Annotated in this window: 20 protein-coding genes; 9 read left to right on the forward strand and 11 right to left on the reverse strand. The window is 51.1% G+C overall.

The window, feature by feature from the left end:
• Positions 1 to 486 precede the first annotated feature (486 nt).
• From hemY to hemC, 4 genes are read right to left on the reverse strand one after another with little or no spacing between them, the layout of a single operon-like run.
• Positions 487 to 1,683: a protoheme IX biogenesis protein HemY gene (gene hemY, locus E0D98_RS11835; RefSeq protein ID WP_000921791.1), complete on the reverse strand. Its 1,197-nt coding sequence runs from the start codon at positions 1,681 to 1,683 to the stop codon at positions 487 to 489.
• 2 nt (positions 1,684 to 1,685) lie between these two features.
• A complete protein-coding gene (gene hemX, locus E0D98_RS11840; RefSeq protein ID WP_000139044.1) occupies positions 1,686 to 2,897 on the reverse strand; it encodes a uroporphyrinogen-III C-methyltransferase in 1,212 nt (403 codons plus the stop codon).
• Between the two features lie 21 nt (positions 2,898 to 2,918).
• On the reverse strand, positions 2,919 to 3,659 hold the full coding sequence (hemD, locus tag E0D98_RS11845) for a uroporphyrinogen-III synthase (protein ID WP_000026057.1): 741 nt from the start codon (positions 3,657 to 3,659) through the stop codon (positions 2,919 to 2,921).
• Positions 3,656 to 4,597: a hydroxymethylbilane synthase gene (gene hemC, locus E0D98_RS11850; RefSeq protein ID WP_001307481.1), complete on the reverse strand. Its 942-nt coding sequence runs from the start codon at positions 4,595 to 4,597 to the stop codon at positions 3,656 to 3,658. The genes hemD and hemC overlap by 4 nt, the downstream gene beginning before the upstream one ends.
• A gap of 386 nt (positions 4,598 to 4,983) precedes the next feature.
• Between hemC and cyaA the strand changes: the two genes are divergently transcribed.
• Entirely contained in the window at positions 4,984 to 7,530 is a 2,547-nt protein-coding gene (gene cyaA / locus E0D98_RS11855; RefSeq protein ID WP_000281680.1) for a class I adenylate cyclase, read from the forward strand.
• Between the two features lie 39 nt (positions 7,531 to 7,569).
• Here the strand turns inward: cyaA and cyaY are convergent, their stop codons facing one another.
• The 4 genes from cyaY to E0D98_RS11875 form a co-directional block, all read right to left on the reverse strand.
• Entirely contained in the window at positions 7,570 to 7,890 is a 321-nt protein-coding gene (cyaY, locus tag E0D98_RS11860) for an iron donor protein CyaY (RefSeq protein ID WP_000999947.1), read from the reverse strand.
• A 47-nt stretch (positions 7,891 to 7,937) separates the two neighbouring features.
• Positions 7,938 to 9,233, reverse strand: coding sequence for a hypothetical protein (locus E0D98_RS11865; protein ID WP_047089325.1), 1,296 nt, complete (start codon positions 9,231 to 9,233; stop codon positions 7,938 to 7,940).
• Positions 9,230 to 10,738, reverse strand: coding sequence for a hypothetical protein (locus E0D98_RS11870; RefSeq protein WP_000580517.1), 1,509 nt, complete (start codon positions 10,736 to 10,738; stop codon positions 9,230 to 9,232). Before E0D98_RS11870 ends, E0D98_RS11865 begins: the two co-directional genes overlap by 4 nt.
• A 337-nt stretch (positions 10,739 to 11,075) precedes the next feature.
• Entirely contained in the window at positions 11,076 to 11,630 is a 555-nt protein-coding gene (locus E0D98_RS11875) for a DUF3304 domain-containing protein (protein WP_000522559.1), read from the reverse strand.
• Positions 11,631 to 11,979: 349 nt separating this feature from the next.
• Between E0D98_RS11875 and E0D98_RS11880 the strand changes: the two genes are divergently transcribed.
• The 6 genes from E0D98_RS11880 (at position 11,980) to uvrD (ending at position 17,603) form a co-directional block, all read left to right on the forward strand.
• Positions 11,980 to 12,183, forward strand: coding sequence for a lipoprotein (locus E0D98_RS11880; protein ID WP_000799884.1), 204 nt, complete (start codon positions 11,980 to 11,982; stop codon positions 12,181 to 12,183).
• A 36-nt stretch (positions 12,184 to 12,219) separates the two neighbouring features.
• On the forward strand, positions 12,220 to 13,044 hold the full coding sequence (gene dapF, locus E0D98_RS11885; protein ID WP_001160654.1) for a diaminopimelate epimerase: 825 nt from the start codon (positions 12,220 to 12,222) through the stop codon (positions 13,042 to 13,044).
• Positions 13,041 to 13,748, forward strand: a complete 708-nt coding sequence (locus E0D98_RS11890; RefSeq protein WP_000812796.1) for a DUF484 family protein — start codon at positions 13,041 to 13,043, stop codon at positions 13,746 to 13,748. The genes dapF and E0D98_RS11890 overlap by 4 nt, the downstream gene beginning before the upstream one ends.
• Positions 13,745 to 14,641 (forward strand): tyrosine recombinase XerC, encoded by an 897-nt coding sequence (gene xerC, locus E0D98_RS11895; RefSeq protein ID WP_000130701.1) that lies wholly within the window; start codon positions 13,745 to 13,747, stop codon positions 14,639 to 14,641. The genes E0D98_RS11890 and xerC overlap by 4 nt, the downstream gene beginning before the upstream one ends.
• Positions 14,641 to 15,357, forward strand: a complete 717-nt coding sequence (gene yigB, locus E0D98_RS11900; protein WP_001213584.1) for a 5-amino-6-(5-phospho-D-ribitylamino)uracil phosphatase YigB — start codon at positions 14,641 to 14,643, stop codon at positions 15,355 to 15,357. Before xerC ends, yigB begins: the two co-directional genes overlap by 1 nt.
• Positions 15,358 to 15,440: 83 nt before the next feature.
• Positions 15,441 to 17,603 (forward strand): DNA helicase II, encoded by a 2,163-nt coding sequence (uvrD, locus tag E0D98_RS11905; protein ID WP_000383406.1) that lies wholly within the window; start codon positions 15,441 to 15,443, stop codon positions 17,601 to 17,603.
• Positions 17,604 to 17,749: 146 nt separating this feature from the next.
• Here the strand turns inward: uvrD and E0D98_RS11910 are convergent, their stop codons facing one another.
• Positions 17,750 to 18,514, reverse strand: coding sequence for a phosphodiester glycosidase family protein (locus tag E0D98_RS11910; protein ID WP_000951164.1), 765 nt, complete (start codon positions 18,512 to 18,514; stop codon positions 17,750 to 17,752).
• 161 nt (positions 18,515 to 18,675) lie between these two features.
• Here E0D98_RS11910 and ysgD point away from each other — a divergent pair, with 161 nt between their 5' ends.
• Both ysgD and corA read left to right on the forward strand, forming a co-directional pair.
• Positions 18,676 to 18,732 carry a protein YsgD gene (ysgD, locus tag E0D98_RS27890; RefSeq protein WP_211180520.1) on the forward strand — a complete coding sequence of 19 codons (57 nt, stop codon included), beginning with the start codon at positions 18,676 to 18,678 and terminating at the stop codon, positions 18,730 to 18,732.
• 151 nt (positions 18,733 to 18,883) lie between these two features.
• A complete protein-coding gene (gene corA, locus E0D98_RS11915; protein WP_000947159.1) occupies positions 18,884 to 19,834 on the forward strand; it encodes a magnesium/cobalt transporter CorA in 951 nt (316 codons plus the stop codon).
• A gap of 53 nt (positions 19,835 to 19,887) precedes the next feature.
• Here the strand turns inward: corA and E0D98_RS11920 are convergent, their stop codons facing one another.
• Together E0D98_RS11920 and E0D98_RS11925 are read right to left on the reverse strand one after the other, a co-directional pair.
• The gene (locus E0D98_RS11920) at positions 19,888 to 20,367 is read right to left on the reverse strand and encodes a DUF943 family protein (RefSeq protein WP_000837561.1); all 480 of its coding nucleotides are present in this window, start codon (positions 20,365 to 20,367) and stop codon (positions 19,888 to 19,890) included.
• Positions 20,364 to 20,770: YPO3983 family protein (locus E0D98_RS11925; RefSeq protein WP_131890653.1), on the reverse strand; the 407-nt coding region annotated here is incomplete at its 5' end. The genes E0D98_RS11920 and E0D98_RS11925, both read right to left, overlap by 4 nt.

The raw sequence follows: 20,770 nt of genomic DNA on the forward strand, positions 1-20,770 counted from the left end.
GGTTTATTATATCGCGTTGATTATTGATGCTTTTTTTAGTTTTAACGGCAATTAATATATGTGTTATTAATTGAATGAATTTTATCATTCATAATAAGTATGTGTAGGATCAAGCTCAGGTTAAATATTCACTCAGGAAGTTATTACTCAGGAAGCAAAGAGGATTACAGAATTATCTCATAACAAGTGTTAAGGGATGTTATTTCCCGATTCTCTGTGGCATAATAAACGGGTAGATGCTCATTCCATCTCTTATGTTCGCCTTAGTGCCTCATAAACTCCGGAATGACGCAGAGCCGTTTACGGTGCTTATCGTCCACTGACAGATGTCGCTTATGCCTCATCAGACACCATGGACACAACGTTGAGTGAAGCACCCACTTGTTGTCATACAGACCTGTTTTAACGCCTGCTCCGTAATAAGAGCAGGCGTTTTTTTATGCATCAGAAAGGTCCCGGAGGTGCTTGCCTCCGGGTGAGAAGGAACTACTGTGGTGGGTTGTTCTGCAACGTTAACATCAAACCGTCGCGACGCATCGCTGCAGCTTCTTCCGGCTTGTGCAGTCTGTCCAGCGCGTCGGCAAGCCATGCGTAATCGTAGGCGTCCGGACGTTGTTTCAGCGCCGCGCGGAAGGCGAGCGATGCTTCCTGCCATTCTCCGTGCTTCATCAGTGACTGGCCCAGTGTGCTCCACAACAGCGGGCGATCGCCGACGTTTTTGATCTGCTGGCGCAGCACTTTTTCCAGCTGTTCCGGATTGTTGGTTTTCAGTCGAGGAATCGGCAGCAGTAGGCGATCGTCGTACTGGCGTTTCAGGCCATCGATGATAATTTGCTGGGCAGTATCATGATCGTCACATTCAATAAGATGTTCCGCCATTGCCACCTGCAACGCTACCTGATGACGCGTTTTCCGGCTTTGGTTTTTCCACCAGTTACGCAAACCTTCACTACCGTTATCGGCACGCGCCTGATCCATCAGGCCAATCCATGCCTGTTGTTCCAGCATTGCACGATGTTCTTCATCACCAACATGGGCTTTCGCCATTGATGGGATGATATCCAGCAGAGAACTCCATGCACCTGTGCGGATATACGCCTGTTCCGCCAGACGTAATACTTCCGGATGGCGTGGCGTAACTTCCAGCAGCTTATCCACGCCGTGGCGTGCAGCATGGTTTTCATTACGGGCCAGTTGCAGACGTACACGGGTGATTTCTACCGGAATGGTGTCATTGCCGGCCAGCTCTGCTGCGCGTTCCAGATGTTGGTTGGCGCGTGCTTCATCACCACGTTGTTGCGCGGCTTCGGCAGCCAGTAGATAGTTCACCACCGGTTGTTCCGCGTGATCGGCATTTTTCGCCATCAGCTTTTCAACTTGCTGATAATCGCCTTCCGCCAGTTTCAGCAGCGCCTGTTCGGTCTGCTTACGGGCACGGCGACGCTTACGTCCGACAAACCACCCACGGGTGTGTGCGCCTGTGCGGAAGATCCGCCGCAGTAGCCACTCAATGGCAAACAGCACTACCATCGCCAGAATCAAAATAATCGCCAGGCCCGTGACGCTGGTTTCGATATTGTAGTTGTCAGTCTGGATCAGCACGTAACCCTGATGACCGGCAATCATCGGGCCAACCACTATCCCCGCAATCAGCAAAACAAAGAGTAATAACACTTTTAGCATGGTTATTCTCCTTGCGGCGCGGCTGCCGGAGTATCACCTTGCGGTGCAGGTGCAGGTGCAGGTGCAGGTGCAGGTGCAGGTGCAGGTTTAGCTTCCGTTGTCCCCGCTGCCGGTTGTGCCAGCAGGTTACGCACGCGGGTCTGCATCAGTTTTTCCAGCATCGCCTGGCTTTGCAGGGTTTCCGGAAGATCCATCGAGATATTTTGCTGGCTTAACTGGTCCACCTCGTCGAGGAACGCTTTGGTGGTGGCATCATCAGTATCGTAGTAAGCTCGTACCCAGGTGGAGACGTTCTCCAGCGCCTGGCGATAAGTCTCTTCCTGGTGACGCGGTACAGCTTGTGCTGCGACCAGCAGGCGAGAGCGAATATTTTCGCGCAGATAGATATCCTGATTTGGCGCTAACAGCGGTACGGCGGTGTCATCACGACGGCGAATCGTAATGAAGTTGTCCATAAAGTTCTGCCAGCTTTTTTGCAGATTGATACGCCATTCGCTGATGGAACTGGAAAGCTCTTCACCGTCGGAATCCATCGGCGAACCATCGCTGTCATTATCGGCCAGACGCAGGTTATCTACCTGATTTGAAAGCTGATTAAGCTTAAGGATGATGCCGTCATAATCCACCTGCGAAACTGCAGAAAGGCTGGCGATATCATCGGTAATTGCCCGACGAACGGTAATCAGACTCGGGTCATTCATATCCGCCAGGCTGGCATCTGCACTTTTCAGCAACGCTGCAGCGGTCGTGACGTCCTGATCGCTCCACAGCTTCCGTCCGGCGAGTTTCACCAGAAAATCGGCCTGAGCCAGCAGCCAGGTTTTAGCATCGCTGCCGGAAATGGTGGCGACCTTTTGTTGGACTTCATCCAACTGTTTTGCCAGCGTTTCTTGCTGACGATTCGCCTGCTTAAGCTGTGCAGCTTGTTGCTTAATAATGCCTTCCAGCTCGGCTTTTTGGCTCTCCTGGGCTTTTTGCAATGCCGTCAGTTGGTTAGCCAGGGCATCGCTGGTGGCGGTCTGATTGACGGCCTGTTGTTTACCCCAGCCATACAAACCGACACCCGCCGCCAGAGCAATAGCGATAGCCACCGCGCTGAGAATCAATGCAGTATTGTTCTTACTCTTTTTTTCTGTTGCGACAGGTTGTGACGTGGTGTCCACGGCCTCCCTGGTCTCTTCAACCACGGCGGAGGTTTTTTCTTGTTCCGTCATTATGGCTTCCTGTTATGAGAGTTATTGTAATGCCCGTAAAAGCGCATCGTTGTCAGCGTTATCGGCGACCTTAATGTCTTGCCAGCCCAGTTCCCGGGCGAGTTTCGCCAAACGCTCACTGACGACCAATAGTCGACAGTGTAGTAACCAGTGCTCACGATACCATTGTGGGATCAGCGACCAGAGTTGCTGCAACATTTCACCGCTGGTAACAACGACCATCGTCACCTCGCGGGATTGCCAGCGCATCGCTTCTTCTGCACCATCGTAATGGATTGCGCATCGTTGATAACATTCACAAAAAGTGACCTCAGCACCGCGCACCGTCAGGGTATCCCCAATTAGCTCACGACCGCCATTGCCACGTAATATCAGCGCACGTTTGCCCGCAATATTTTGTAATTCAGGTAATTGTAGCAAGACTTCGCTGATTTCCCGATCCTGTGGGTAGAGAATCTTCTGTCCGCTTACGGTATGTAGCGCCAGTGCGGTGGTGCGTCCAATGGCGAAATAAGTAGGTAGTTGGGGCCATTTACGATCTTGCTGATGCAGCTGTGATTGGGCAAAAGCAACCGCGTGTTGCGAGAGGGCAAACAACAGATCGCTCTCCCCCAGCGCTGCCAGTTGATCAGCAAGTTGCGGTAATTGTCGACCCGGAGAAAACTCAATCAGCGGAAAATGCCAGGCCACCTGCCCCAGTGTGCGCAGACGGCTCACTAACTCTTCTCCAGCGGGAGACGGGCGGGTGACAAGGATACTCATGCCGGGGCGTCTCCGTTATAGACTTCAGCGAGGATCTCGCGCGCGCCGTTATTCAGTAGCTCTTCTGCCAGCGAAATCCCCATTTGTTCGGCATTTTGCGGCGCACCGCGGCGTTCACCGCGAATAATCTGCGAACCGTCCGGCGCGCCGACCAGCGCACGCAGCCAGATTTCACCATCAATAAGCTCGGCGTAGCTACCAATTGGCACCTGACATCCACCTTCGAGACGGGTATTCATGGCGCGTTCTGCGGTAACGCGCAGTGCAGTTTCGTGGTGATTCAGCGCGGCAAGCAGCTCGCGAGTGCGCGTATCATCAAGGCGGCATTCAATACCGACTGCACCTTGTCCTACCGCCGGAAGAGAAATCTCGGGTGGTAACGCGGCGCGAATGCGGGACTCCAGACCTAAACGTTTTAGTCCGGCTACGGCAAGAATGATGGCATCGTATTCGCCGTTATCTAGTTTGCTCAGGCGAGTGCCGACGTTGCCGCGCAGGGAGCGGATAATCAGATCCGGGCGGCGTTCAGCCAGTTGGCACTGGCGACGTAAACTGGACGTCCCGACGATACTGCCTGCCGGTAACGCATCCAGACTGTCATAATTATTGGACACAAAGGCATCGCGAGGATCTTCACGCTCACAAATAGTGACCAACCCCAGACCTTGCGGGAATTCAACCGGCACATCTTTCATTGAATGTACGGCGATATCGGCGCGATTCTCCAGGAGCGCGACTTCCAGCTCTTTTACAAATAAGCCTTTTCCGCCTACTTTCGCCAGCGGCGTATCAAGAATCACATCGCCGCGCGTCACCATCGGTACCAGTTCAACCACCAGGCCCGGATGGCTCGCCATCAACTTGTCTTTGACATAGTGTGCCTGCCAGAGTGCAAGTGGGCTTTGGCGTGTGGCAATTCTTAAAACATTGTCTAACATGCTTGTTACCGTCATTATCATCCGTGGTCCATCCTAACATCCTTGCCAGAGTGATGTCAGTGTTGTGGTGAAACGTAGACGCCTGCGCAAACCGTAAAATGAGGTCTGGCAGTGGATCCTGACAGGCGTTTCACGCCGTCGTAATAAGGAATTTACAGAGAATAAACGGTGCTACACTTGTATGTAGCGCATCTTTCTTTACGGTCAATCAGCAAGGTGTTAAATTGATCACGTTTTAGACCATTTTTTCGTTGTGAAACTAAAAAAACCAGGCGCGAAAAGTGGTAACGGTTACCTTTGACATACGAAATATCCCGAATGCCGCGTGTTACCGTTGATGTTGGCGGAATCACAGTCATGACGGGTAGCAAATCAGGCGATACGTCTTGTACCTCTATATTGAGACTCTGAAACAGAGACTGGATGCCATAAATCAATTGCGTGTGGATCGCGCGCTTGCTGCTATGGGGCCTGCATTCCAACAGGTCTACAGTCTACTGCCGACATTGTTGCACTATCACCATCCGCTAATGCCGGGTTACCTTGATGGTAACGTTCCCAAAGGCATTTGCCTTTACACGCCTGATGAAACTCAACGCCACTACCTGAACGAGCTTGAACTGTATCGTGGAATGTCAGTACAGGACCCACCGAAAGGTGAGCTTCCAATTACTGGTGTATACACCATGGGCAGCACCTCGTCCGTAGGGCAAAGTTGTTCCTCTGACCTGGATATCTGGGTCTGTCATCAATCCTGGCTCGATAGCGAAGAGCGCCAGTTACTACAACGTAAATGTAGTCTGCTGGAAAGCTGGGCCGCCTCGCTGGGTGTGGAAGTCAGCTTCTTCCTGATTGATGAAAACCGCTTCCGTCATAATGAAAGCGGCAGCCTGGGGGGCGAAGATTGTGGCTCCACCCAGCATATACTGCTGCTTGACGAATTTTATCGTACCGCCGTGCGTCTCGCCGGTAAGCGTATTCTGTGGAATATGGTGCCGTGCGACGAAGAAGAGCATTACGACGACTATGTGATGACGCTTTACGCGCAGGGCGTGCTGACGCCAAATGAATGGCTGGATCTCGGTGGCTTAAGCTCGCTTTCTGCTGAAGAGTACTTTGGTGCCAGCCTTTGGCAGCTCTACAAGAGTATCGATTCCCCATACAAAGCGGTACTGAAAACACTGCTGCTGGAAGCCTATTCCTGGGAATACCCGAACCCACGTCTGCTGGCGAAAGATATCAAACAGCGTTTGCACGACGGCGAGATTGTATCGTTTGGTCTCGATCCATACTGCATGATGCTGGAGCGTGTTACTGAATACCTGACGGCGATTGAAGATTTTACCCGTCTGGATTTAGTACGTCGCTGCTTCTATTTAAAAGTGTGCGAAAAGCTCAGCCGTGAACGCGCCTGCGTAGGCTGGCGTCGCGCAGTGTTGAGCCAGTTAGTGAGCGAGTGGGGTTGGGACGAAGCTCGTCTGGCAATGCTCGATAACCGCGCTAACTGGAAGATTGATCAGGTGCGTGAGGCGCACAACGAGTTGCTCGACGCGATGATGCAGAGCTACCGTAATCTGATCCGCTTTGCGCGTCGCAATAACCTTAGCGTCTCCGCCAGTCCGCAGGATATCGGCGTGCTGACGCGTAAGCTGTATGCCGCGTTTGAAGCATTACCAGGTAAAGTGACGCTGGTAAACCCGCAGATTTCACCCGATCTCTCGGAACCGAATCTGACCTTTATTTATGTGCCGCCGGGCCGTGCTAACCGTTCAGGTTGGTATCTGTATAACCGCGCGCCAAATATTGAGTCGATCATCAGCCATCAGCCGCTGGAATATAACCGTTACCTGAACAAACTGGTGGCGTGGGCATGGTTTAACGGCCTGCTGACCTCGCGCACCCGTTTGTATATTAAAGGTAACGGCATTGTCGATTTGCCTAAGTTGCAGGAGATGGTCGCCGACGTGTCGCACCATTTCCCGCTGCGCTTACCTGCACCGACACCGAAGGCGCTCTACAGCCCGTGTGAGATCCGCCATCTGGCGATTATCGTTAACCTGGAATATGACCCGACAGCGGCGTTCCGCAATCAGGTGGTGCATTTTGATTTCCGTAAGCTGGATGTCTTCAGCTTTGGCGAGAATCAAAATTGCCTGGTAGGTAGCGTTGACCTGCTGTACCGCAACTCGTGGAACGAAGTGCGTACGCTGCACTTCAACGGCGAGCAATCGATGATCGAAGCCCTGAAAACTATTCTCGGCAAAATGCATCAGGACGCCGCACCGCCAGATAGCGTGGAAGTCTTCTGTTATAGCCAGCATCTGCGCGGGTTAATCCGTACTCGCGTGCAGCAACTGGTTTCTGAGTGTATTGAACTGCGCCTTTCCAGCACCCGCCAGGAAACCGGGCGTTTCAAGGCGCTGCGCGTTTCTGGTCAAACCTGGGGGTTGTTCTTCGAACGCCTGAATGTATCGGTACAAAAACTGGAAAACGCCATCGAGTTTTATGGCGCTATTTCGCATAACAAACTGCACGGCTTGTCAGTGCAGGTTGAAACCAATCACGTCAAATTACCGGCGGTGGTGGACGGCTTTGCTAGTGAAGGGATCATCCAGTTCTTCTTCGAAGAAACGCAAGACGAGAATGGCTTTAATATCTACATTCTCGACGAAAGCAACCGGGTTGAGGTGTATCACCACTGCGAAGGCAGCAAAGAGGAACTGGTGCGTGACGTCAGTCGCTTCTACTCGTCATCGCACGACCGCTTCACCTACGGCTCAAGCTTCATCAACTTCAACCTGCCGCAGTTCTATCAGATTGTGAAGGTTGATGGTCGTGAACAGGTGATTCCGTTCCGCACAAAATCTATCGGTAACATGCCGCCTGCCAATCAGGATCACGATACGCCGCTATTACAGCAATATTTTTCGTGATGAACGTGCCGGAAAGCGAGGCTTATCCGGCATGCAATCTTAGCGGAAACTGACTGTTTCACCCGCTTGCTGTGTCGCCGCCTGTTCCAGCAAATCCCAGAAGGTTTCGCCGCTGCGATCGCAAATCCATTCATCGCCTTTTAGGTCAAAATGGTAGCCGCCCTGTTTGGTTGCCAGCCACACCTGGTGCAGCGGCTCCTGGCGGTTAATAATGATTTTGCTGCCGTTTTCAAAGGTAATGGTCAGTACGCCGCCGTTGATTTCGCAGTCGATATCGCTGTCGCCATCCCAGTCGTCCAGGCGTTCTTCAATGGTCAGCCAGAGTTGATCAGCCAGGCGATGAAATTCACTGTCGTTCATTGTTGTATCCTGTCTTTAAGTGATGGCGGCAGTATAGCGGTATGGGGTCAGGGCTTCAAAGTTTGCCCGTCTGTTGCTGCGTTCCGGCATGAGTCATCCGTCAACGGAATAATAATGTCTCTGTTGTGAAGTTCACGCACATTCTCTTCTCTGACGTGTGTTTTCGCCGGGCAGGGGGAGGGCGTAATCCTTACCTCTGTATCGGTCCATGTATAAACATTGCGATCGTTTTTAGTTAGCGGACCGTTAACTGGAATAATTTGCACGCTCTTTGACCGTAATTGGCGGATAAAATAAGCATGCTGTTTGCCGCTATTAAATGAGCGATCAATGACCAGGTCTGGCGTATCCAGCGGGATTATCTCAAGCTGGTCTTCACCAAATGTCGATAATTTTGTTACATACAACCGATCTTTATATTGCGCAATATTGCCAGTAATCAGATGGAATTGTTCAGGTTCAATATCTGGTAGGTCTATCCACTTGCTCCACTGACGGTCGGACGTGAGCTGTTTACGCCAGCGAACGCGACTTTCCCCTACTTCAAAAGAGACGTCATCATCTACGGGTATCGCTTTGCCAGACAATTGCCCAAAGGGATAACGATGCATACCCTTATTGTCGCGAAAAACCAGCAGTGAATGAGGTATCCAGCGAATTATCTCAAATGAGTCTGCATTCGCCGTAAGGTGAACGCCATTTAAATAAATATTCTGCCCACTGCGGATAAGCAGATCATTGGAATACAAATTTCTGTTTACACTCATAAGACGTGGATTAATACCCCACCATCTTTTTTCTAATACAGTAACATTACTGCTGCTCCCCTGACGTCGACCGGACAAATAGAGATTTTTACTATCCACCAGCGTGGTAGAGTTACCTTCGATAGCTTTTAGTGTCGCCAGATCAACACGTGACGCGCCGCTATTACTTTCGGTGCGCTGTCCGTCAAAATAGAGGCTATATTTATCGACCGCGAAGCGGCCCATAGCCTGAAAGCTGGCAATATCGACAGTGGGTGTTCCCGGTGGATTGCTAACGATTTTGCCACGCCAGAGAATAACGCGGCCGTCTGTCACCCAGTGGTATTCCTCATTTTTTATGCTTATTTCATCGGAAGGTATATAACCCGTTTTCCCAGAGATATTTTTCACAAGGCGCAAATCGGCCCTGCTCATCTCCGGAAACTGGGCAATGATTTTCTTATCCCCCCAATAACCTTTACCGTAAGACATAACACCGTGATCATTGTAATAGTCGAACCCTATGGCCTGTACAGCAGGCGTCAGAAATGTGTGTCCCAACAGGATGAGTGCAACTGTGATTATTTGACCCTTCATTTTGTCGCCTCATTGCGCGGGGCAGGAATAAATTCGCCGTCATCAGTAATTTTTCCGTCCAGATATCCCGTTTTGTAATTTACGCCATAGCCATATCCCGAATGTTGTTCCTTCCAGATTAAGCGAACTTGTTTCGGATCAGCGGTGCGGTATCGCCAGAGCTGCGCGCCATCAAAGCTGTAAATGTAGCGGTTATCGCGGGCATACCATCTGCGCAAAAAGGGATGGTCATTAAGATGGGCTTCGCGTTCATCCGGAGAACGGTTATCCAGTAAGATCAGCGGTCCGTCAGATTCAAACACATGTAAACCGGAATGGTATGGCCACCCTTCGGCACGCGTAAGTAAATAGCCGTGGCGTTTCCCGGCGTTGAAACGTTTGTTGATAATAAGATTGGGATCATCAAGTTTCACGATTTCCAGCTTGCGGTCACCAGACTCTGTTTCGATGATGGTATAAAGCGAGTCCTGATACTGGGCGACAGCATCACTGATGGGTTGAAACTGCTCCGGATCGAGTCCGGGTAATTCTTCCTGTTTACAAGCAGGTCCTTTACGCCAGAACACTTTCTTTTCCAGCAGAGAAAAATCCAGACAGTGCTTTGTTAAATCTTCATCCCACGCCAGATTTTCCTTGTCGAGGACTTTACGCTGTAGCCCGTTTTTATCACGCCAGGTCAAGAGTGAGCCGGGCATCCAGCGCACGACGGAAAAGGTGTCCGGGTCGGCATCAAGCTGTTCGCCGTTGATCAGGATTTTGGTCCGTGTACGAGCCAGGGTATCCCAGGGGCCAAATGGCATAGCCACACAGGGATTAAACGCGGTAGAAAACTTTCCTCGCTGATCCCATGACTTTTGTGCCAGCACACGGAAACTATCGGGATCTGCGAGGCGATGCCCATTGATATACAAGAAATTAGCGTCACGTAATATCAGCCCCAGTAAGTCAGGATCCCAGGGAGGCCGGAATTCCACCTGATGCAGTGTTTTGATATCTAAGCGATTTCCCCCGCCATTGTTATCTGTGCGCTTGCCTTCGAAATAGAGACTGTGTTTATCTGCGGCAAAATCACCCCACGCCTTGAACGAGGCGACATCGACGGGAGGTTTGTCTGGCGGGTTTTGCACAACTTCACCCGCGTAGAGGATATAGCGACCATCGCTATGCCAGGAGTAATGAGGATACCAGGCCTGTGCGCCTTCATAGAGGTAGTCGGTTGTCAGATCAGTCAGAGGAGGTACTTTATCCCATTTGTCTAGTGTTGTCGGGTCTATTAATAAATTGGGTAAACGGCGCAAACTTTTGTAATTCACGTCAGGAAGAGAAAGATTTGTTTCTTTATAAGGGCGCAGGTATACCACGCCTTTTCCCTGTTTCTGGTAAATATTATGTTCAGGCGGATCAAGCCGACATCCCCATGCCGACGATAAAAACAATGAACAAGACAACAAACAAACCACATTGCGATAGTGCATAAAGCCATCCTGGCGCGAGGTGCCGATCACGAAACTACCAGCAGAACATAATTCCTCGCACGTAAGCGTAACTTTTGCGGCAAATCGTCACTTTTCAGAATCTATAAAGGCCATCGCTATTTTCTGATAGTTGCTGGGGTAAACTTGAGGTTTTCATTCACGATATAAATACGAGCTACTGCGCCATGGTGTGACTGATCACGTTAAAATGTGCCGGATTGACGCCGGGAAGGGTGTCAACATGCGACTCTGCCCACCGTTACCTACTTTATTGTCTTTCGCGTGTTGTACTTAGGTCCCACCACCGGTATCTAACATTCCCCACATTATTACGCTTTCTGCCGAACGTGATTTTTATAGAAATCTATCAATTCATTTTCCCTGTACCATAAAGTTTATCTTTCACATCCTGCCGAACGCGGGTCTTGTACCCCCCGTTGTGAAGATCTTCATACGGAGAAAAAGAATCTTTACTCCACCCCAGCAGCACTTTATCGCCAGGCATAAAATGCACATGCAGAAAATCTTCTCCCCATTCTCTTTTGGGGAGAGGTAACGTCATATTCCGTTTCTCCAGACGCATTCCAGCATTATACTGTGTACGAGTAGTACTTAATGTCCAGATAACCTCTGCCGTATCCCCACTAACATCACCACAACAGGTTGTTGAACCGCCACCATTTGCAAAAGCATTCGCGCCCGCCACGCCGTTAACACTGAATCCCAGTATCGGGCGGTCAATTTCACTGTGGATTTCCAGAATCACTCCACCTCTTGGTCCTCCCCATACTGCCTGTCCTATATTCCACAACACGACCAGTACCGGAACGACAATTAACGTCCGCCATACCCAGCGCCCCCACCGGGCATAACCGCGCGTAAGCTTTTGGTCAAATTTTTCCAGTTGGGTAAATAGCCCCATCAGATTTTATTCCCTCTTATCACCAGGTTGGCAAAGTTGTATGTCACTGGCGACTAAGGTCAGACAACAAAATTGCATGGTGCGCCACTCTTTTAAAAGCTCCATGCCGACGATAAGAACAACGAACAAGCCAACAAACAAACTACATTGCGATAGTGCATAGAGCCATCCTGGCGCGAGGTGCCGATCACGAAACTACCAGCAAAACATAAATCCCCACGAGTAAGCGTTATACTCGCAGCATTTCCTCACTTTTCAGACTTCATAAAGAGTCGCTAAACGCTTGCTTTTACGTCTTCTCCTGCGATGATAGAAAGCAGAAAGCGATGAACTTTACAGGCAATCCATAATGAAAAACGTGTTTAAGGCACTCACTGTATTAATTACTCTCTTCAGCCTGACGGGCTGCGGTCTGAAAGGTCCGCTCTATTTCCCGCCTGCAGATAAAAACGCACCGCCGCCGACCAAACCGGTAGAGACGCAAACGCAATCCACGGTGCCGGATAAAAACGATCGCGCCACTGGCGATGGTCCATCCCAGGTGAATTACTAAAAGTCAGTTTCTGTACCCGCGTGATTGGAGTAAATGATGCAGTTCTCGAAAATGCATGGCCTTGGCAACGATTTTATGGTCGTCGACGCGGTAACGCAGAATGTCTTTTTTTCACCGGAGCTGATTCGTCGCCTGGCTGATCGGCACCTGGGGGTAGGGTTTGACCAACTGCTGGTGGTTGAGCCGCCGTATGATCCTGAACTGGATTTTCACTATCGCATTTTCAATGCTGATGGCAGTGAAGTGGCGCAGTGCGGCAACGGTGCGCGCTGCTTTGCCCGTTTTGTGCGTCTGAAAGGACTGACCAATAAGCGTGATATCCGCGTCAGCACCGCCAACGGGCGGATGGTTCTGACCGTCACCGATGATGATCTGGTCCGCGTAAATATGGGCGAACCCAACTTCGAACCTTCCGCCGTGCCGTTTCGCGCTAACAAAGCGGAAAAGACCTATATTATGCGCGCCGCCGAGCAGACAATCTTATGCGGCGTGGTGTCGATGGGAAATCCGCATTGCGTGATTCAGGTCGATGATGTCGATACCGCGGCGGTAGAAACGCTTGGTCCTGTTCTGGAAAGCCACGAGCGTTTTCCGGAGCGCGCCAATATCGGTTTTATGCAAGTGGTTAAGCGCGAGCATATTCGTTTACGCGTTTATGAGCGTGGGGCAGGAGAAACCCAGGCCTGCGGCAGCGGCGCGTGTGCGGCGGTGGCGGTAGGGATTCAGCAAGGTTTGCTGGCCGAAGAAGTACGCGTGGAGCTCCCCGGCGGTCGTCTTGATATCGCCTGGAAAGGTCCGGGTCACCCGTTATATATGACTGGCCCGGCGGTACATGTCTACGACGGATTTATTCATCTATGAAGCAACCAGGGGAAGAACTGCAGGAAACACTCACGGAGCTTGATGACCGGGCGGTTGTCGATTATCTGATTAAAAATCCTGAGTTTTTTATCCGTAATGCGCGCGCAGTAGAAGCGATACGTGTGCCGCATCCGGTACGCGGCACCGTTTCGTTGGTCGAATGGCACATGGCCCGCGCACGTAATCATATTCATGTTCTGGAAGAGAACATGGCGTTGTTGATGGAACAGGCTATCGCCAACGAAGGCCTGTTTTATCGCTTACTCTACCTGCAGCGCAGTCTCACCGCCGCCAGCAGTCTCGACGATATGCTGATGCGCTTTCACCGCTGGGCGCGCGATCTCGGCCTGGCTGGTGCGAGTCTGCGCCTGTTTCCGGATCGCTGGCGCTTAGGTGCGCCGTCGAACCACACTCATCTGGCATTAAGCCGTCAGTCTTTCGAACCGCTGCGTATTCAGCGTTTGGGGCAGGAACAGCACTATCTTGGACCGCTTAACGGACCTGAGCTGCTGGTGGTGCTACCTGAAGCGAAAGCAGTGGGATCGGTGGCGATGTCGATGCTGGGAAGCGATGCTGATTTGGGTGTTGTGCTGTTTACCAGTCGCGATGCCAGTCACTATCAACAAGGGCAAGGAACGCAGTTACTTCATGAAATTGCGCTGATGTTGCCGGAGCTTCTGGAGCGTTGGATTGAACGCGTATGACCGATTTACACACCGATGTAGAACGCTACCTACGTTATCTGAGCGTGGAGCGCCAGCTTAGCCCGATAACCCTGCTTAACTACCAGCGTCAGCTTGAGGCGATCATCAATTTTGCCAGCGAAAACGGCCTGCAAAGCTGGCAGCAATGTGATGTGACGGTGGTGCGCAATTTTGCTGTACGCAGTCGCCGTAAAGGGCTGGGAGCAGCAAGTCTGGCGTTACGGCTTTCTGCGCTACGTAGCTTTTTTGACTGGCTGGTCAGCCAGAACGAACTCAAAGCTAACCCGGCGAAAGGTGTTTCGGCACCGAAAGCGCCGCGTCATCTGCCGAAAAACATCGACGTCGACGATATGAATCGGCTGCTGGATATTGATATCAATGATCCCCTCGCTGTACGCGACCGTGCAATGCTGGAAGTGATGTACGGCGCGGGTCTGCGTCTTTCTGAGCTGGTGGGGCTGGATATTAAACACCTCGACCTGGAGTCTGGTGAAGTGTGGGTTATGGGGAAAGGCAGCAAAGAGCGCCGCCTGCCGATTGGTCGCAACGCTGTGGCGTGGATTGAGCACTGGCTTGATTTGCGCGACCTGTTTGGTAGCGAAGACGACGCGCTTTTTCTGTCGAAACTGGGCAAGCGTATCTCCGCGCGTAATGTGCAGAAACGCTTTGCCGAATGGGGCATAAAACAAGGGCTGAATAATCACGTTCACCCACATAAATTACGTCACTCGTTCGCTACGCATATGCTGGAGTCGAGCGGTGATCTTCGTGGTGTGCAGGAGCTACTGGGTCATGCCAACCTCTCCACCACGCAAATCTATACTCATCTTGATTTTCAACACCTTGCCTCGGTGTACGATGCGGCGCATCCACGCGCCAAACGGGGGAAATAATGCGTTTTTACCGGCCTTTGGGGCGCATCTCGGCGCTCACCTTTGACCTGGATGATACCCTTTACGATAACCGTCCGGTGATTTTGCGCACCGAGCGAGAGGCGCTTACCTTTGTGCAAAATTATCATCCGGCGCTGCGCAGCTTCCAGAATGAAGATCTGCAACGCCTGCGCCAGGCGGTACGGGAAGCGGAACCCGAGATTTATCACGACGTGACGCGTTGGCGTTTTCGTTCGATTGAACAAGCGATGCTCGACGCCGGGCTGAGTGCCGAAGAAGCCAGTGCAGGCGCACACGCAGCAATGATTAACTTTGCCAAATGGCGCAGCCGAATCGACGTCCCGCAGCAAACTCACGACACCTTAAAACAGCTGGCGAAGAAATGGCCGCTGGTGGCGATCACCAACGGTAACGCCCAGCCGGAACTGTTTGGTTTGGGGGATTATTTTGAGTTTGTGCTGCGCGCTGGCCCGCACGGGCGCTCAAAACCGTTCAGCGATATGTACTTTTTGGCTGCGGAAAAACTCAACGTGCCGATCGGCGAGATCTTACATGTTGGGGACGATCTCACCACTGACGTGGGTGGGGCAATTCGCAGCGGAATGCAGGCTTGTTGGATCAGACCGGAAAATGGCGATCTGATGCAAACCTGGGACAGCCGTTTACTGCCGCATCTGGAAATTTCCCGGTTGGCATCTCTGACCTCGCTGATATAATCAGCAAATCTGTATATATACCCAGCTTTTTGGCGGAGGGCGTTGCGCTTCTCCGCCCAACCTATTTTTACGCGGCGGTGCCAATGGACGTTTCTTACCTGCTCGACAGCCTTAATGACAAACAGCGCGAAGCGGTGGCCGCGCCACGCAGCAACCTTCTGGTGCTGGCGGGCGCGGGCAGTGGTAAGACGCGCGTACTGGTGCATCGTATCGCCTGGCTGATGAGCGTGGAAAACTGCTCGCCATACTCGATTATGGCGGTGACGTTTACCAACAAAGCGGCGGCGGAGATGCGTCATCGTATCGGGCAGCTGATGGGCACCAGCCAGGGCGGCATGTGGGTCGGCACCTTCCACGGGCTGGCGCACCGTCTGCTGCGTGCGCACCATATGGACGCCAATCTGCCGCAGGATTTCCAGATCCTCGATAGCGAGGACCAGCTGCGCCTGCTTAAGCGTCTGATCAAAGCCATGAACCTCGACGAGAAGCAGTGGCCGCCGCGCCAGGCAATGTGGTACATCAACAGCCAGAAAGATGAAGGCCTGCGTCCGCATCATATTCAAAGCTACGGTAATCCGGTGGAGCAGACCTGGCAGAAGGTGTATCAGGCGTATCAGGAAGCGTGTGACCGCGCGGGCCTGGTGGACTTCGCCGAGCTGCTGCTGCGCGCTCACGAACTGTGGCTTAACAAGCCGCATATCCTACAACACTACCGCGAACGTTTTACCAATATCCTGGTGGACGAATTCCAGGATACCAACAACATTCAGTACGCGTGGATCCGCCTGCTGGCGGGCGACACCGGCAAAGTGATGATCGTCGGTGATGACGACCAGTCAATCTACGGCTGGCGCGGGGCGCAGGTGGAGAATATTCAGCGTTTCCTTAATGATTTCCCCGGTGCCGAAACTATTCGTCTGGAGCAAAACTACCGCTCTACCAGCAATATTCTGAGCGCCGCTAACGCCCTGATTGAAAATAATAACGGGCGTCTGGGTAAAAAACTGTGGACCGATGGCGCGGACGGTGAGCCTATTTCCCTCTATTGCGCTTTTAACGAACTCGATGAAGCGCGTTTTGTGGTTAACCGCATCAAAACCTGGCAGGACAACGGCGGGGCGCTTGCCGAGTGCGCCATTCTCTACCGCAGTAACGCCCAGTCGCGTGTACTGGAAGAAGCACTGTTGCAGGCCAGTATGCCGTACCGTATTTACGGCGGGATGCGCTTCTTCGAACGCCAGGAAATCAAAGACGCGCTCTCGTATCTGCGTCTGATTGCCAACCGTAACGACGACGCGGCGTTTGAGCGCGTGGTGAATACGCCAACGCGGGGTATTGGTGACCGGACGCTGGACGTGGTACGTCAGACATCGCGCGATCGCCAGTTAACACTCTGGCAGGCATGTCGTGAACTGTTGCAGGAAAAAGCCCTCGCCGGGCGAGCTGCCAGCGCCTTGCAGCGATTTATGGAATTAATCGATGCCTTAGCGCAAGAAACTGCCGATATGCCGCTGCATGTACAGACTGACCGGGTAATTAAAGACTCCGGCCTGCGCACCATGTACGAGCAGGAGAAGGGCGAAAAAGGCCAGACGCGTATCGAAAACTTAGAGGAACTGGTGACGGCAACGCGCCAGTTCAGCTACAACGAAGAAGATGAAGATTTAATGCCGCTGCAGGCATTCCTCTCCCATGCGGCGCTGGAAGCGGGCGAGGGGCAGGCGGATACCTGGCAGGATGCAGTGCAGTTGATGACGCTGCACTCGGCGAAAGGCCTGGAGTTCCCGCAGGTGTTTATTGTCGGTATGGAAGAGGGTATGTTCCCAAGCCAGATGTCGCTGGATGAAGGCGGGCGTCTGGAAGAAGAACGCCGTCTGGCCTACGTTGGTGTAACCCGCGCGATGCAGAAACTGACGCTGACCTACGCGGAAACCCGCCGTCTGTATGGTAAAGAGGTTTACCATCGCCCGTCGCGCTTTATCGGCGAGCTGCCGGAAGAGTGTGTGGAAGAGGTGCGCCTGCGCGCTACGGTAAGTCGTCCGGTCAGCCATCAACGGATGGGGACGCCGATGGTCGAGAACGACAGCGGCTACAAGCTCGGTCAGCGTGTACGCCACGCTAAGTTTGGTGAAGGCACCATCGTCAATATGGAAGGCAGCGGCGAGCATAGCCGTTTGCAGGTGGCATTCCAGGGCCAGGGTATTAAATGGCTGGTGGCGGCATACGCCCGGCTGGAGTCGGTGTAACGTTGCCGGATGCGGTGCTGCGCACCTTATTTGGCCTAAAAAATCATTCATATTCAATAAATTGCAACGTCATGTAGGCCGGATAGGGCGTTTACGCCGCATCCGGCATCTGCGCCATCTTCAGTATCTGACACAAAACTATCGTTTTAACCTTTCCGCTCTACGGAAATCATGGTGACAAAAGGATAGCGTTGCCACGGGATTGCCCCGCCTTTCATATACATATGTGAAATCGTGCCATCAAGATAAAGCAGCTGCTCAACGTTCAGTTTCGCTTTGGCATAACAGGCAAAATCATAAAAATTTGTCGCCTGCTGGCTCAACAAAAACACGGCATTCCCATGTTTATTAATCCCAACACCGTTACGAATTTTACGTGAGGCGACGTTGGGATGAATACGCGGATTAATTACACTGTTTTCCATCAACATTGGCCCTGACTGCACCGCAAACTGAATCTCTTTACTGGTTTTGAAGGCATCCAGACGAACGATGCCGACTTTATCTCCCGCGACATAAAACACGCCGCCAGGACGGATAAAGAAATTCCCTTCACCTGAAGCGAGATTTAACGCCACCTTCTGCTGACCGTTTTCGATGTACAAACCGAGCGGCGCATAGCTTTCATCATAGATGCCGCCGTTCATCGCCATCTGCACCTGACCCTGACTATTCATATCCGCCAGCAGAGCATGTAAAGTTCCCCACGCTTCGCCATTGGCTTTTTGCCAGTACATTTTCACCCGCTCTGTTTGAGGATTAACGGTATACGCCTGTACGGTCAGCGTCGGATCTGAGAGTGCGCAATCATCAGCGGCAACAGCAAACAAGGGAAGTAAGGTGAGGGCGAGAAAAATCCGTTTGAGATTCAAGGTGATCATTCCTTTACCAATGAGTAGCCGATGCGCCATTATAGGTCCTGGATGTTGGATTTTTTTATCCTGTTAGCGACCTTGACGAGTACCAAAAAGCGCGAAGTTCAACTATTGTTCTGTGGTGTTCTGTTGCGTGTTGACGGCAAAATTTTGCTGGCGTAACATGCGCGCACGATCACTCTAAGAGGACATTCGCCTTGGACACACCCAGTAGATACTGGCTCACTATCCTGTCATCCAGGATCAACTCCTAAGGCTATCCCTTTTTGCTGATAGCCTTAGCGGTTGTCAGCGACCTCAATTTTTCCCGTCGCGCTGAGTCAGTCTGTTTAATGGTCTGAAACCCAATTTGTTTCTGTGTGCCCGCCGAACTGTCCGATATTTTAAGCATTGGGAGTCCCGGTCATGCTGAGCGCATTTCAACTGGAAAATAACCGACTGACCCGGCTGGAAGTCGAAGAGTCACAACCCCTTGTAAATGCAGTATGGATTGATCTTGTCGAACCGGACGACGACGAGCGACTGCGCGTACAATCTGAACTTGGCCAGAGCCTGGCAACCCGCCCGGAACTGGAAGACATCGAAGCATCGGCACGTTTCTTTGAAGACGATGACGGCCTGCATATTCACTCCTTCTTCTTCTTTGAAGATGCGGAAGATCACGCCGGTAACTCCACTGTGGCATTTACCATCCGTGATGGTCGTCTGTTTACTCTGCGTGAGCGTGAACTGCCTGCATTCCGTCTGTATCGTATGCGCGCCCGTAGCCAGTCAATGGTGGACGGTAACGCCTACGAGCTGCTGTTGGATCTGTTCGAAACCAAAATCGAACAGCTGGCAGATGAAATTGAAAATATCTACAGCGATCTGGAGCAGTTGAGCCGGGTAATTATGGAAGGGCATCAGGGCGATGAGTACGATGAGGCGCTCTCCACGCTGGCGGAACTGGAAGATATCGGCTGGAAAGTTCGCCTGTGTCTGATGGATACCCAGCGTGCGCTCAACTTCCTGGTACGCAAGGCGCGTTTACCGGGTGGGCAACTGGAGCAGGCGCGTGAAATCCTGCGAGATATCGAATCCCTGCTGCCGCATAACGAATCCCTGTTCCAGAAGGTGAACTTCCTGATGCAGGCGGCGATGGGCTTTATCAACATCGAGCAGAACCGCATCATCAAAATCTTCTCGGTGGTATCCGTGGTATTCCTGCCGCCGACGCTCGTTGCTTCCAGCTATGGGATGAACTTTGAGTTTATGCCAGAACTGAAGTGGAGCTTCGGCTACCCAGGCGCGATTATCTTTATGATCCTCGCGGGCCTGGCACCGTATCTGTACTTTAAGCGCAAGAACTGGCTGTAATATGAGTGCCGGATAAAGCTATTTTTTTATCCGGCTTATTTCTAAAAATTGTCTTATTTAAAGTCATGCGGATTGAAAACTCGCTCTATTTTATTTTCTTGTGTTAATTGATACTCAGTAAAATCGTTAATACCAATATGAGTGTTACGATAAGGGTATTCATTAATAACCATTAAGTAATTTTTCACGATGCAATTATCATTGCTCTTAATTGTCGGGAAACAGTAGAGATCTTCATACGGCCCTTCGATATATTTTTTATAGTCAGTGAAGCCATTACCGATATCAATGACATACCAGGTATGCCAACTACCTTCTGGTAGGGGATGTTGATTTTTAATTTCATTCTGATGCTTCAGATACCAATTTATTTTATCGCTGTCAGTCCATGGCAGATGATCAACGACCAGAAAGACTGAATTGCCAGCATCAGAGTATGTATACAAAATCTGTACAGGACGCAATGTCCATAAATTATAGATGCAGCATAGAAGAAATAAACATAATATAATTTTCTGGAGTTTGCTTTTCATAGATAATTTTCGATTCTTTCGATAGTGTTAAAATTGGTGAAAAAAGGTTTGAAAGCAAAGTCTTTATGCCGTTGTAAAAAGAACCATATGCGAAAAAATCTATATTTGCTGTAAGTCTTGTTTTTGATATCAGTTACATCAAGACCGAAGTGGTCCTGTGCTACAAAATGAATTGTTGCACTCCATCCTATAGCGTATTTTTGAAAACTTAAAAGAGATATTTTTTGAGCTGAAATATCATGAACACTGATTCCTAAGCCATTAAAACTGTCCTCGAAGTCATTAAATTTATTTAGTCTTGATGAAAGTAATTTGGTTTTAATGCTTTGCAGGATAAGAGGTTGGTATCCTGTCGAGGGAGTTGAATTAATGCCATTTTCGATACATTCTTTGATTATTCGTA

The sequence above is a fragment of the Escherichia sp. KCJ4928 genome (assembly GCF_004352695.1).
Lineage (GTDB): Bacteria > Pseudomonadota > Gammaproteobacteria > Enterobacterales > Enterobacteriaceae > ECMA0423.